The organism is Bacillus sp. XB1, assembly GCF_053557995.1.
Map to the genome: position 1 here is coordinate 676,982 of NZ_JBNRIL010000002.1, position 13,894 is coordinate 690,875.

The 13,894-nt window shown below is 35.1% G+C and carries 15 protein-coding genes, 1 pseudogene and 1 riboswitch; of the genes and pseudogenes, 12 read left to right on the forward strand and 4 right to left on the reverse strand.

Going from position 1 to position 13,894, the window contains the following annotated elements; translation table 11 throughout:
• Positions 1–91 precede the first annotated feature (91 nt).
• The 8 genes from ACK1U5_RS18835 to ACK1U5_RS18870 all read left to right on the forward strand — a co-directional run bounded on the left by ACK1U5_RS18835 (position 92) and on the right by ACK1U5_RS18870 (position 5,452).
• Complete coding sequence (locus tag ACK1U5_RS18835) at positions 92–499, forward strand: YjdF family protein (protein ID WP_000366585.1); 408 nt, start codon at positions 92–94, stop codon at positions 497–499.
• A 144-nt stretch (positions 500–643) separates the two neighbouring features.
• Positions 644–1,057 (forward strand): BrxA/BrxB family bacilliredoxin, encoded by a 414-nt coding sequence (locus ACK1U5_RS18840; RefSeq protein ID WP_001979317.1) that lies wholly within the window; start codon positions 644–646, stop codon positions 1,055–1,057.
• Between the two features lie 252 nt (positions 1,058–1,309).
• On the forward strand, positions 1,310–2,089 hold the full coding sequence (locus tag ACK1U5_RS18845) for a transporter substrate-binding domain-containing protein (RefSeq protein ID WP_000737677.1): 780 nt from the start codon (positions 1,310–1,312) through the stop codon (positions 2,087–2,089).
• Between the two features lie 36 nt (positions 2,090–2,125).
• Complete coding sequence (locus ACK1U5_RS18850; protein ID WP_001046915.1) at positions 2,126–2,785, forward strand: amino acid ABC transporter permease; 660 nt, start codon at positions 2,126–2,128, stop codon at positions 2,783–2,785.
• Positions 2,778–3,500 (forward strand): amino acid ABC transporter ATP-binding protein, encoded by a 723-nt coding sequence (locus ACK1U5_RS18855; protein ID WP_000590202.1) that lies wholly within the window; start codon positions 2,778–2,780, stop codon positions 3,498–3,500. The genes ACK1U5_RS18850 and ACK1U5_RS18855 overlap by 8 nt, the downstream gene beginning before the upstream one ends.
• A gap of 100 nt (positions 3,501–3,600) precedes the next feature.
• Positions 3,601–4,569 (forward strand): aromatic acid exporter family protein, encoded by a 969-nt coding sequence (locus ACK1U5_RS18860; protein WP_000472666.1) that lies wholly within the window; start codon positions 3,601–3,603, stop codon positions 4,567–4,569.
• Between the two features lie 16 nt (positions 4,570–4,585).
• On the forward strand, positions 4,586–5,146 hold the full coding sequence (locus tag ACK1U5_RS18865) for a L,D-transpeptidase (protein WP_001146563.1): 561 nt from the start codon (positions 4,586–4,588) through the stop codon (positions 5,144–5,146).
• A gap of 66 nt (positions 5,147–5,212) precedes the next feature.
• Positions 5,213–5,452 carry a DUF3894 domain-containing protein gene (locus ACK1U5_RS18870; RefSeq protein WP_000281167.1) on the forward strand — a complete coding sequence of 80 codons (240 nt, stop codon included), beginning with the start codon at positions 5,213–5,215 and terminating at the stop codon, positions 5,450–5,452.
• Between the two features lie 72 nt (positions 5,453–5,524).
• Here the strand turns inward: ACK1U5_RS18870 and prli42 are convergent, their stop codons facing one another.
• Positions 5,525–5,617 carry a stressosome-associated protein Prli42 gene (prli42, locus tag ACK1U5_RS18875; RefSeq protein ID WP_000549040.1) on the reverse strand — a complete coding sequence of 31 codons (93 nt, stop codon included), beginning with the start codon at positions 5,615–5,617 and terminating at the stop codon, positions 5,525–5,527.
• Between the two features lie 189 nt (positions 5,618–5,806).
• Between prli42 and ACK1U5_RS18880 the strand changes: the two genes are divergently transcribed.
• From ACK1U5_RS18880 to ACK1U5_RS18890, 3 genes are all read left to right on the forward strand, one after another.
• Entirely contained in the window at positions 5,807–6,352 is a 546-nt protein-coding gene (locus ACK1U5_RS18880; RefSeq protein ID WP_001987197.1) for a GNAT family N-acetyltransferase, read from the forward strand.
• A 127-nt stretch (positions 6,353–6,479) separates the two neighbouring features.
• Positions 6,480–7,598, forward strand: coding sequence for a tripeptidase T (locus ACK1U5_RS18885; RefSeq protein WP_000609803.1), 1,119 nt, complete (start codon positions 6,480–6,482; stop codon positions 7,596–7,598).
• Between the two features lie 495 nt (positions 7,599–8,093).
• A complete protein-coding gene (locus ACK1U5_RS18890; RefSeq protein ID WP_001208860.1) occupies positions 8,094–9,332 on the forward strand; it encodes a DNA polymerase IV in 1,239 nt (412 codons plus the stop codon).
• A 40-nt stretch (positions 9,333–9,372) separates the two neighbouring features.
• Here ACK1U5_RS18890 and ACK1U5_RS18895 read toward each other — a convergent pair.
• Positions 9,373–9,507, reverse strand: a pseudogene (locus tag ACK1U5_RS18895) (MgtC/SapB family protein); the annotation flags it as partial.
• Between the two features lie 73 nt (positions 9,508–9,580).
• Positions 9,581–12,286, reverse strand: a complete 2,706-nt coding sequence (gene mgtA, locus ACK1U5_RS18900; RefSeq protein ID WP_069605391.1) for a magnesium-translocating P-type ATPase — start codon at positions 12,284–12,286, stop codon at positions 9,581–9,583.
• A gap of 331 nt (positions 12,287–12,617) precedes the next feature.
• Positions 12,618–12,785: riboswitch (M-box (ykoK) riboswitch) on the reverse strand.
• A gap of 167 nt (positions 12,786–12,952) precedes the next feature.
• Between mgtA and ACK1U5_RS18905 the strand changes: the two genes are divergently transcribed.
• Positions 12,953–13,492, forward strand: a complete 540-nt coding sequence (locus tag ACK1U5_RS18905; RefSeq protein ID WP_000249056.1) for a hypothetical protein — start codon at positions 12,953–12,955, stop codon at positions 13,490–13,492.
• A 35-nt stretch (positions 13,493–13,527) separates the two neighbouring features.
• Here ACK1U5_RS18905 and ACK1U5_RS18910 read toward each other — a convergent pair whose 3' ends face one another.
• A complete protein-coding gene (locus ACK1U5_RS18910) occupies positions 13,528–13,779 on the reverse strand; it encodes a DUF3932 family protein (RefSeq protein WP_000665709.1) in 252 nt (83 codons plus the stop codon).
• Positions 13,780–13,894 lie beyond the last annotated feature (115 nt).

Sequence of the window (13,894 nt, forward strand, 5' to 3'; positions counted from 1 at the left end):
CTGGTTGGTAGTCCAGACGCATGATTTCATGTCAGTAACCTTCCCCTCCGGGATGTCCCGTATTTCTAATCTTTTAAAGGAGGGGCTGTCAATGGATTTGACAGTATATCACGATGGCCAATTTTTTGTTGGAATCATTACATGTAAAGAAAAAGGGAAATTGTATGGGGCGAGGTATATTTTTGGGGCGGAACCGTCAGATGAAGAAGTGCTTATGTTTGTGAATGGTTCACTTTTAGAGCATTTTCAGCACTTTGCAAAATGTGGTGTAGAAGTTAAAGAAAAACAGCGTCCTAAAAACATAAAGCGTATCATACGACAAGCAGCAAAAGAAACAACTATTAAACGTTTTACTAAGGCGCAAGAGGCGATTAGTTTATCTTATGAATTGCATAAACAAGAAAAGAAACTGCAGTCTAAAGAGAAGCGAGAAGCTGAAAAAGAAAGAAGACGTTTAATGAAAGTACAAAAAGCAAAGCAAAAACATCGTGGTCATTAAAGAAAAGGTGTTAGAGCAAGAGCTCTAACACCTTTTCTATACTTAAATACAAGTAAACTTACTTGTATTTCATAAACATTAACTGGTAAGATACAAATAGGTAGTTTTAGAGGAGGGAAAAGAGTGATTAATTTTAACTTTTTTATGAATGATGTTGTCCGCCAAGCGCGTGAAGAGATTGTCTCTGCTGGATATACAGAATTGACGACGCCGGAAGCGGTAGAAGAAGCGTTTAAAAGAAATGGAACAACACTTGTAATGGTAAACTCTGTATGTGGTTGTGCAGGTGGTATTGCTCGTCCTGCTGCTGCGCATTCCGTACATTATGATAAACGTCCTAACCACCTTGTAACGGTGTTTGCAGGTCAAGATAAAGAAGCGACAGCAAGAGCGCGTGAATATTTCGAAGGGTACCCACCTTCTTCTCCATCATTTGCTTTATTAAAAGATGGAAAAATTGTAACGATGGTAGAGCGTCATGAAATTGAAGGTCATGAACCGATGCAAGTTATTGCGAAACTACAATCATATTTCGAAGAGAATTGTGAAGAACTATAAAAAATAAGAGAAAAGGCGGCACGTCCACAATCAAGTGGATGTGCCGCCTTTTTTATTTATTATTAAAATTTCTGAGATATGCATAGTTGTGTTGTTTTATGCATCATTTTATACATAACAAACAGCATTTATATTGTTTTATTATTTATTTTTATTTTATATATTGCATAAAAATAAAAGTGCTGATACAATACAAACATCGAATAAATATTCTATTAAACTTTTAAATATACATTATTAGGGGGAAGAAAGATGAAGAAGTTAGTATCAATATCGTTTGCACTTATTTTAATTGTAAGTATATTCAGCGCTTGTAGTAATGGGGAATCGAAAGAAACAAAAGGAAATAAAAAAGTACTCGTAATGGGAACTTCAGCAGATTATAAACCTTATGAATATGTAGATGCGTCAAAGAGCGATGAAATTATTGGCTTTGATGTTGATGTTGCTAAATATATCGGAAAAGAACTTGGGTATGAAGTGAAAGTGAAAGATATGGATTTTGGTGGTTTATTAGCATCTCTTAGTTCAGGAAAAGTTGATTTCGTAATGGCAGGTATGACGCCAACTGCAGAGCGTAAAAATAATGTTGATTTTACAGATATTTATTTTGTTGCGAAAAATATGGTCGTTTCTAAAAAGGATTCTAACATTAAATCTGTAGAGGATTTAAAAGGGAAAAAAGTAGGGGTACAAACAGGGTCTATTCAAGAAGAGAAAGCTTCAGAATTTAAAAAACAAGTAGATTTCCAAGTTGAGGGACGTGACCGTATACCAGAAATCGTACAAGAAATTAAAGCTGGTCGTTTTGACGCTGCAATTATAGAAGATACAGTTGCTAAAAATTATTTAGAGAAAATGAAAGATTTACAAGGAATTGAAATTAAAGAAGCACCAGAAGAAGTTGGAGCAGCAATTGCCCTTCCGAAAAACAGTGATAAAACAGCTGAATTTAATAAAGTAATTAAAAAAATGCAAGAAAGTGGAGAAATGGATAAATTAGTGAAGAAATGGTTTGGCAGCGGAAAATAAGCTGCCTTTCACTTTTCTGTGAGGGGAATGAAAAGAATGAACTTAGATTTTTCGGCGATTACGCCTTCGATACCATATATACTAAAAGGTTTAGAAGTTACTTTGAAAATTGTAGCAGTATCAGCTTTAGCAGGATTTATTTTAGGAACGCTATTAGCACTTTGTAAAATTGCTAGAATACGAGCATTAAATATAGCAGCAGATTTTTATACATCAATTTTTCGTGGTACACCCCTTGTATTGCAATTAATGATTATTTATTTCGGCGTCCCACAAATAATTGGTTATGAAATACCAGCATTCTTAGCTGCTGTACTTGCATTTAGCTTGAATTCAGGTGCATACATGTCAGAAGTAATTCGTGCTGGTATTCAAGCGGTTGATAAAGGACAAACAGAAGCAGCAATGGCTTTAGGGATACCGTACGGAAAAATGATGAGAAATATTATTTTCCCTCAAGCATTAAAAAATATATTACCAGCGCTTGTGAACGAATTTGCGACACTTACGAAAGAATCGGCTGTAGTAACAGTAATAGGCGCGACTGATTTAATGCGTCGTGCTTACATTGTAGGCGGTGAGACATTTAAATATCTTGAACCATTACTTTTTGTTGGACTGATTTATTATATGTTAGTCATTATTCTTACATTAGTCGGGAAGGCAATTGAAGGGAGAATGAAGAAAAGTGATTAAAATTGAAAACCTTCATAAATCATTTGGTAAAAACGAAGTATTAAAAGGAATTACAACAACAATTGAAAAAGGGGAAGTAGTCGCAATTATAGGGCCTTCTGGATCAGGAAAATCAACATTTTTACGTTGTATGAATATGTTAGAAGCACCAACGGATGGTCACATTTGGATTGGGACGGAAGAAGTAACGAATCCGAAAACGAATGTTATGCATGTTCGTGAAAATGTCGGTATGGTATTTCAGCATTTTCACTTATTTCCTCATATGACTGTATTAGAAAATATTACGTATGCTCCTATCAATGTAAAAGGGGTAACGAAGCAAGAAGCTGAAAAGAAAGCTGAGAAACTTTTAGAAAAGGTTGGATTAGTAGATAAAAAAGATACGTATCCCAATCGTCTTTCGGGAGGACAAAAGCAACGTGTAGCAATTGCAAGAGCGTTAGCGATGGAACCGGAAGTTATGTTATTTGATGAACCGACATCGGCGCTAGATCCAGAGATGGTGAAAGAAGTGTTAGAAGTTATGAAATCGTTAGTTACGACAGGAATGACGATGGCTATCGTTACACATGAAATGGGCTTTGCAAAAGAAGTGGCAGATCGTGTTCTTTTCTTGGACGGAGGAAAGCTTGTAGAAGATAGTGCGCCAGAAGAATTTTTTGCAGCGCCGAAAAGTGAACGTGCGCAACAATTTTTACAAAAAATATTGTAATATGAAAAGGTTATGTGAATAATAAGTAGAAAAGGATGACATTGTGTCATCCTTTTTTTATACTAGCTGTAAATACGTTTATACATATAGGAGTAATGATATGTTTAAAATTGGATATCGTACAGTAAAAACAGCAATAGGGACAGGTGCGGCAGTTTTTATTGCTCAGTTATTAGGGTTAGAATTTTATAGTTCAGCAGGTATTTTAGTTATTTTATGTGTACAAAATACGAAGCGCAAATCACTTCAAGTGTCGTTACATCGTTTTCTAGCGTGTGTATTATCAATGGCATTCGCGTTTTGTATTTTTGAAACGATTGGCTATACACCACTTGCAATTAGCATATTGTTACTTACATTTATTCCGACTGCAGTAATGCTTAAAATTCAAGAAGGTATTGTCACGAGTTCAGTTATTGTTATGCATCTATATTCATTGAAGCAAATTACATGGCTTATAGTTGGAAATGAAATTGCTATATTAACGATAGGGATTAGCGTGGCGTTATTAGTAAATATGTATATGCCGAGTAGTGAAAATAAGCTAAAAGAGTATCAGGATAAAATAGAGAATAATTTTAAAACGATTTTGTTTGAAATGGTTGTGTATTTACGAAATCGAGAAAGTAGTTGGAGTGGAGCAGAACTCATTGAAACCGAGAATATGTTAAATGAAGCAAGAGATTTATCGTTTAAAAAACTTGAGAATGCATTTATGCGAGAAGATGATTATTACTATCGTTATTTTAATATGCGTATGCAACAATTCGAAATTTTAGAGCGAATGATACCACTAGCAGCTTCTTTATCGTGGACATATGAACAAGCTGACATGATTGCAGATGTTGTTGAAAACATTGGTAATGCTATTAGCCCTGAGAGTACTGGCGTTATTTCCTTAAGGCAGCTTCAAGAAATGAGGGGATTATTTAGAGACATGCCATTGCCAGCTACACGCGAAGAATTTGAGATACGTGCGAAACTTGTTCAACTTGTGTATGAAATGGAACAATATTTACTCATTAAAAGTCGCTTTAAGGGAAAGGATAATATAAAAGAACTTATATAGAAGGTAGGAATTATCTATGCCGTATCTTCTCTCTATCATATTATGTCTTTCTTTATCGCCGATTTGGCCTCTTGGGGATAATCCACGTGCCGGAGATCCTTTTATTATTGTAAATAAAGCAACGAATAAATTAGCTTACATTGACGATGGAAAGATTCAAAAGGTTTTTCCAGTAGCGACAGGGAAAACGAATGAATTAACTCCAGAAGGAAATTTTGATGTTGTAATGAAAGCAAAGGATCCGTATTACATTGCGAAGGATATTCCAGGTGGATCGCCAAAAAATCCACTTGGGTCAAGGTGGATTGGATTTAATGCAAGAGGAACTGATGGAAGTAAATATGGAATACATGGAACAAACCAACCGAGTTCAATTGGAAAGTATATTTCACAAGGGTGTATAAGAATGAAGAAAAACGATGTGGAATATTTGTTTGATCGCATTCCAATTGGAACGAAAGTATGGATTGTGAAATCGAAAAAATCATTTCAGCAATTGGCAAAAGAAAAAGGAGCCGTTGCATATGAAAAAGCCAACGAAAAGGTTGGCTTTTTCTATTATAATAAGTTGTCTTGACATGTGTACATAACCGTGCGTTAATGAGAGTATAGAAAGATAAAATTAGATAAAGGGGTTGCTCATATGTACTTGAATCCAAAACTTTCGTATATGCAGTTTTTTATGGGATTTCTATTTGTTATTACATTCATATTGGCAACTTTTAATATATGTTCTTATCTTGTAGCGATTGTATGTATGGCATTACTTAATCTCACTTTTGTTATTGGGGCATTTCAGCAGAAACAATATACAAGTTTTGTAATAGCGCTTGTAATGTCATTTTCCTTTAGTATTGTAGCGATTGTGTTTTATATAAAATAAACCATCTCGATGTCGAGATGGTTTATTTTGTTATGTGTAAAAAGTAAAAAAAGGACGAACACATCGCCCTTTTTACCAAAACATACTCGCGCCAGCAAGTAATGTTGTTACAAGCATAGAAATTAGCATCACATAAACCATAACTTTTTGAGCTTTTTTATGCATCGTTATACCTCCTTGCAAATCAGTACAATTTCATTGTAACGAGAAATGAAATTATGGACAAGGGGAGAGTGAGGACAAAATTCGGGAGGGGATTGCAAAATATAACAGGAAATTTGAGAGTGTGTAGAGAATATAGTAAAAGGGTATATTGTTAATTTTTAGTTGGGCAAGCTGAAGAATGGAGATACGATGATGAAAATATACGAAACAGATCGTTTATACTTAAGGGAAATTGATGAGTCGTATGCTGAAACAGTTCTTCAATATTACGACAGAAATCGTGAATTTTTAAAAGCTTGGGAAGAGTATAGACCGGATGATTTTTTTACGCTAGATTATCAAAAGAAAAAGTTGCAAAAGGATAGAAAAGAGTTCGAAGAAGGGAAAATCATCAGACTATGGATTTTTAAAAAGGGTGATGATACGAAAATAATTGGGTGTATTTCATTTAATTTAATCGTTCGTGGCATTTATCAATCTTGTGTACTCAGTTATAAATTAGATAAAGCAGAGTTAAACAAAGGGTATACGACAGAAGCGCTTAGAAAAGCAATTCAAGTTGCTTTTGGGGAATTTCAGTTACATCGTATAGAAGCTCCGATTATGCCTCGTAATTTAGCATCTATACAAGTAGTAACGAAGATAGGTTTTCAATATGAAGGCGTGTCTAGGAAGATGTTAATGGTAAATGGCGTGTGGGAAGATCATATGCGCTGGGTATTGTTAAATGAGTAATAGAAAGCAGATGGTTATCTAGACATGTAAACCATCTGTTTTTTGTCTTGTATTTCGAAACTTTTGCGAAATTCTGTTATAATTAATAGTGTTACATACATAATGGTAGTGCAGGAGGCGCAGTCTTATGATTAATCAAGAACGTTTAGTAAATGAATTTATGGAATTAGTACAAGTAGATTCTGAAACGAAATTTGAAGCAGAAATCTGCAAAGTATTAACGAAGAAATTCACAGATTTAGGTGTAGAAGTATTTGAAGATGACACAATGGCTGTAACTGGTCATGGTGCAGGTAACTTAATTTGTACTTTACCAGCAACAAAAGATGGTGTTGATACAATTTACTTTACTTCTCATATGGATACAGTAGTTCCTGGTAATGGAATTAAGCCTTCTATTAAAGATGGATATATCGTATCAGATGGTACAACAATTTTAGGTGCGGATGATAAAGCTGGATTAGCATCAATGTTCGAAGCAATCCGTGTTTTAAAAGAGAAAAATATCCCTCATGGTAAAATTGAATTTATTATTACAGTCGGAGAAGAATCAGGTCTTGTTGGTGCAAAAGCATTAGACCGTGAGCGTATTACAGCGAAATATGGCTACGCATTAGATAGCGATGGAAAAGTTGGTGAAATCGTTGTTGCAGCTCCAACACAAGCGAAAGTGAACGCAATTATTCGCGGAAAAACAGCTCACGCTGGTGTAGCGCCGGAGAAAGGTGTATCTGCAATTACTATCGCAGCGAAAGCAATTGCGAAGATGCCACTTGGTCGCATTGACTCTGAAACGACTGCAAATATTGGACGTTTTGAAGGTGGTACACAAACGAATATCGTTTGCGATCATGTACAAATCTTTGCAGAAGCTCGTTCTTTAATCAATGAGAAAATGGAAGCACAAGTTGCGAAAATGAAAGAAGCATTTGAAACAACTGCAAAAGAAATGGGCGGGCATGCAGACGTTGAAGTAAACGTTATGTACCCAGGATTTAAATTTGCTGATGGCGATCACGTTGTAGAAGTTGCAAAACGTGCAGCTGAAAAAATTGGTCGTACACCTTCTCTTCACCAAAGTGGTGGCGGAAGTGATGCAAACGTAATTGCAGGACATGGTATCCCAACAGTTAACTTAGCAGTTGGTTATGAAGAAATTCATACAACAAACGAGAAGATTCCTGTTGAAGAATTAGCAAAAACAGCAGAATTAGTTGTTGCAATTATTGAAGAAGTAGCGAAGTAATGAAATAGAAAAAGCGTGTAAATCAATTGTGATTTACACGCTTTTTATTTTGATTCGATTGCTTTGACAAGACGTATAAGCCAATATAAGAAAACCTATGGAAGTATATACGTTGTTGCTACATGTACTAGACGAAGGAATAATCCTAACGTATTCATATTGAAAATCGGAAGTAGTAAATAATTAATTGCAATGATTAATATAACTACAAGGCATGTATAGTTGAGTTTATCCCGCTATTTGCCGGACAGTAAGCTCCCTACCTCAAAATTCTGCGAAAGTAAAGAAGTTAAGTGGGGGCCCTGCTGCCCGCAAAAACCCGATTGGTGAGGCTGATTAAAGTTTCACTTTATTAGTTGATCTCATCATAATCAGACCCTTTCACATATATATCCTCTTTATATCGATTATAAAAAAGAACAAGTAATTATTATAACTATTGTGCAAAATTTGATATAATGAAAGAACGAACGTTCTGATTAGGGAGTGAGTACTATGCGAGAAATGTATCCGAAAAATGGTCGTGTTATTTTACATGTAGATATGAATTGCTTTTTCGCATCTGTTGAAATTGCTCATGATCCATCATTACAAGGAAAGCCATTAGCGGTTGCTGGAAATGAAAAAGAGAGAAAAGGAATTATTATAACATGTAGTTATGAGGCGAGAGAATACGGAATACGTACGACGATGCCCCTTTGGGAAGCGAAAAGGTTATGCCCGCAATTAGTTGTAAGGCGTCCTAATTTCACATTATATCGCGAAGCTTCATTTCAAATGTTTCAAGTCCTTTCCCGTTTTACAGAAAAGATACAACCAGTCTCAATAGATGAAGGATATTTAGATATTACAGATTGCTACGCACTTGGTTCGCCTCTTGAAATAGCAAAGATGATTCAACAAGCACTATTAACAGAGTTGCAGCTTCCGTGTAGTATCGGAATTGCTCCAAATCTTTTCCTAGCAAAAACAGCTTCTGATATGAAAAAACCTCTCGGTATTACCGTACTTCGAAAACGTGATATTCCAGAAATGATTTGGACACTTCCAGTTGAAGCAATGCATGGGATTGGAGAAAAAACAGCTGAAAAATTAAATGAAATTCATATACATACAATTGAACAGTTAGCGAAGGGAGACGAGCATATCATTCGCGCTAAAATTGGGAAGCACGGTATTGATTTACAAAAGCGTGCAAAAGGTACGGATGATAGGGAAGTGGATCCGAGTCAAATGGGCCAACATAAAAGTGTCGGTAACTCGATGACTTTTTCAAAGGATATGGATGAAGAGAAAGAATTGCTTGATATGTTAGAACGTTTATCAAAATCAGTGAGTAAAAGATTACAAAAGCGAACCCTTGTCAGCTATAATATTCAAATTATGATTAAATACCATGATAGGCGAACAGTAACACGGAGTAAGCAATTGAAAAATGCAATTTGGGAAGAACGCGATATTTTTCAAGCAGCATCCCGTTTATGGAAGCAACATTGGGATGGTGATTCCGTTCGTTTACTAGGTGTTACAGCTACTGAAATAGAGTGGAAGACAGAATCGGTGAAACAATTAGATTTGTTTTCATTTGAAGAGGATGCGAAAAAAGAACCACTACTTGCTGTCATTGATCAAATTAATGATAAGTATGGAACACCGATTTTACAACGAGGTAGTCAACTACTACGTAAGCAAGAGAAGTCGTTTCAACAAAAGTTAGAAAATAAATTTATGTAGAAGGTGTCATGAAGTAGTAAAATCATGACACCTTTCCTATTATACAGGTACCAAGTGATACGAGAGCATTTGTCCGTAACCCAGCCATTCGGTGTCTCCATTGTCTTTCCATTCCAATGCAAGCTCCTACAATAATTGCGATAACTAATCTGAATACAATGTCGTACCATACCATCATGGTCACCTCCATATATAAATATGTGTTATGTTTTTTAGAATGAGCGGGGAATATCCACTCATTCTTATTTTTACAACCAGCTATGAAACTTTTTAATATAAAGCTTTTTTAGGAACTGTGTTAAAAAAGCGTAGCCTAATAGTATTCCTACTAACCAAGGGAAGTAGTTAAGTGGCAATGCTTGCAAACCAACGGCTGCACCAAGTGGTGAGAATGGAATATAAATCCCGATTGCCATAATAAGAGCGGTTAATAAAACGACTGGTGTTGATGCAGTGCTTTGAATAAATGGAATCTTTTGTGTTCTTATCATGTGAACAATTAAAGTTTGTGTTAACAATCCAACGACAAACCAACCGGACTGGAATAATGATTGCTCGCTCGGTGTATTTGCACCAAATACATTCCACATGACTACGTATGTGATAATATCAAATACGGAACTAATTGGGCCGATAGAAATAATGAAGCTTCGTAAGTTTGCAGTATCCCATTTTCGTGGTTTTTCTAGAAACTCTTTATCCATTTTGTCCCATGGAATAGAAAGTTGTGAAATATCATAAAGTAAGTTTTGAATTAAAAGATGAATGGCAAGCATCGGTAAAAAAGGAATGAAAGCACTTGCTACTAACACGCTAAACACATTACCGAAGTTAGAGCTAGCTGTCATCTTAATATATTTTAAAATATTTCCGAATGTAGTACGTCCTTCTAAAATACCTGCTTCTAATATAGTTAAACTTTTTTCGAGTAGAATAATATCGGAAGCTTCTTTCGCAATATCAGTAGCAGTATTAACAGATATTCCGACATCAGCTTCACGTAATGCTACAGCATCGTTAATGCCGTCTCCCATGTAACCTACAGTGTGTCCATTTCCTTGTAATGCGTGTATAATACGAGATTTTTGCATTGGATTAAGCTTCGCAAATACAGTCGTTTCTTCAGCAAGTTTTGCTAATGCTTTATCTGGTAAAGAATGAATCTCGTAACCGAGGATTGGTTCGCCGATATCTAATCCAACTTCTTTACAAACCTTTCTTGTAACAATTTCGTTATCGCCAGTTAAAATTTTCACTTGTACACCATGTTTTTGTAATGCTTGAATTGCAGCTGCTGCAGATGGTTTCGGTGGATCTAAAAAGCCGATATATCCACTGAGAATCATATCAGTTTCGTCTTTTACTGCGTACTCTGTATCATTTATTCTTCTATCTTTTTTATAAGCCACAGCAATAACTCGCATACCTTCACTATTTAGTGTCTCACTTAGTTTTTTGACATTTGAACGTATTTCCTCGGTGAGTGGAACGATTTTTTCATCCACTTCAGTGTAGTTACAAATTGATAAAATTTCTTCTACGGCACCTTTACAAACCATTGTATGTTCACCTGAAATATCCTTTACGATAACTGACATACGCCGGCGGGCGAAATCGAATGGAATTTCATCTAGCTTTTGAAAAGCTGATGGATTAAATTTATTGTTTTCCTCTGTATGCTTAATAACAGCTTTATCTATTAAATTTTTCAATCCAGTTTGATAGAAACTATTTAAATAGGCAAATTGCAAGACGCGATTGCATTCATTTCCCTTGGGATCTAAGTGACGAACAAGGACCACTTTATCTTCTGTTAAAGTTCCGGTTTTATCTGTACAAAGAATGTTCATAGCACCTAAGTTTTGAATAGAATTTAGCTGTTTTACAATTACTTTTTGTTTAGACATGTTAACGGCACCTTTAGCTAAATTAGCAGTTACAATCATTGGTAACATTTCAGGTGTAAGGCCAACAGCAACGGCAATAGCGAAGAAGAAAGCTTCTTGCCAATCTCCTTTTGTGAATCCATTAATGAGAAGGACAATAGGTGCCATAATAAGCATGAATGTAATTAAGAGCCAGCTTACTTTGTTTACACCTTTATCAAAGCTTGTTTCTACACGCTTTCCAATTACCTTATTTGCTAAAGAGCCGAAATACGTATCGGTACTTGTTGAGATGACAACAGCTTTTGCGCTGCCACTTACAATATTTGTTCCCATGAAACAAAGGTTTTCCATATCGAGTGGATTGTAATTTTTTTTCATGTTTTTCGGTAAGATATGCTTATTTTCTGTATGGTAGCAGTGTTCGTATTTTTCTACAGGAAGTGCTTCCCCTGTCAAAGAAGATTGATTAACAAATAAATCTTTAGCGGATACAACACGCACATCAGCTGGAACGATATCACCAGCTGAAAGGGAAATAATATCGCCAGGTACAAGTTCCTCAATTGGAATTTCTGTTGTGTAATTTCGGTTTAAATTCTTTACATTTTTTGTTTCATGTACAAATCCATTTATTCTAAATACGCTCGCAGTTGTTCGAACCATAGCTTTTAACTTATCGGCAGCTTTTTGAGAACGAAATTCTTGGGAGAACCGAATCGTTGCACTAAGTAGGACCATTACAGATACGACAATCGTTCCTTGCATATCATCTGTGAAAAAGGAGAGTGCTCCAAGAGCTAATAAAACGAAAATAAATGGATTTTTAAATGCCAATAGAAATTGAATGTACCACGGCGCCATTTTATTATGAGCTATTTCATTCGGACCATATAAAGAAAGTCTACGAGACGCTTCTTGTTTAGATAATCCATCTTGTGTTGTTTCTAAAAGTTTTAACGCAGAGCTTACATCTTGTGTTGCAACCTCCACTAATAATTCGTTATTTGTTTTCATGCTATCTTGCTCATAAGCATGCTTTGTTTCTTGTCTTTGTAAATTAAACATCGGTAGTTCCTCCTCTGTCATGAAGGAGGAAACAATCTGTTACCTAACTATTTGAAATGGTGAGGAACAGTTTCTTTCCTACCTACATGATGAAATATGAATGTAAAACGTATGGGTATCTGGGCCGAATCATCAATTGCCAACTGTTCCTCACCTCCGTACAATTTAGTAGTTTCTGAATATGCTATGTTTGTTTCATAGTAAGGTGCATATAGACGTAAAAAGACCTTTACTCAAAACGAGTAAAGGTCTGAATTCGCAGTTAAAAGAGTCCACAACAAAGACTGTTAGTAGATATAAATAAAAACAGTTTTTGTGTATGACAAAATACATGCACCTCTCCCTCGTTGAGTTTTAGCACTGTATAGCATAGGTACTGAAACCAGCTACGTTAAAAAAGGCCTTCATTCCGACCTTTCCTGTTGACCCATTGGCGTCTCTCGACATTTTTGGGCAGCAGCGTTTCTCTATACAGGAGCCTCACCTAACAGAGACCATATTCAATTACATGTTGATGTTAGCACTGTAAAATCTTAGTGTCAATATCTTTTTTATCTGTGTTTTTAAAATATTAAATGGATTTATAATAGATATATGGGATGAAATGCATGATATTGATTATAAATAATATGGAAAATAAATGTTTTTATAAAAGGGGAATTTGTAATGGTACCACAAAATTTTATTATAAATATTGAGAATCAAAAATGGTTGTTTAATGAGCAGGAAGATTTATGTTCTCATGGAGAAATATATTTAAATATGGCTGGAACGATTATTACGCAGGCAGGTATGGATGAGGAATGGGGAATAAGTGAATCAGCTTTAGCTTTGTTACGAACTTTAGATAAAGAATATATTTGTGATATTGAAAATGAAGAGGGGCTTATTTTGCACGGATGTGGCACTATGCTAATGTTAGGATGCCCAATTTCAATTCATTGGACTATAAACCATATAGGTAAAAACGTGATTTTAAAGGACTTTGTCAAAGTTATTTCTACTGATCAAAAGGCTATATACTATGAAGGACTTCATATAGAATTGAATGAAAATGAATATAGAAGACAAATTGTTTCTTTTGCACTACAAGCAAAAGAATTATTTAATAAATCAAGTGACAAGATAATTTTAGATGAGTTTGATCAAAGGATGTATACAAACTTTTGGACGGAATATGACGATTTACTAAATAAGTATAAATAAAAAAGCACTGTAACCAGTGCTTTTTTATTTATAGATTACGAGATTGTAGGGTTTTCAAAAATAACAATCTCTGAACTGTTTGTAGTTGAAACACGTTGGGCGTAATATGTTAAAGCTGAAGAAATATATGCTGGTAACGTATCATTTGTATGTGATGTTGTATATTCATGGATTAATTCCTTTAAAGTTGTCCATTCTAATTGTGCTGGGTGATCAGACACGAAAGAACTTACCCAGCGATCAAATGAAGATGAAAAATCAGTTTGTAAACGAAATACTTCTTTCATAATAAAACGCTCCCTTAAAATGTAGTATAATCATTTTACCATAAAACACGAACGATAGCTAAATTTTTTAAGTATAATGTTCGTGTTATATAGTTGTCTAGATGATTGGTTATGT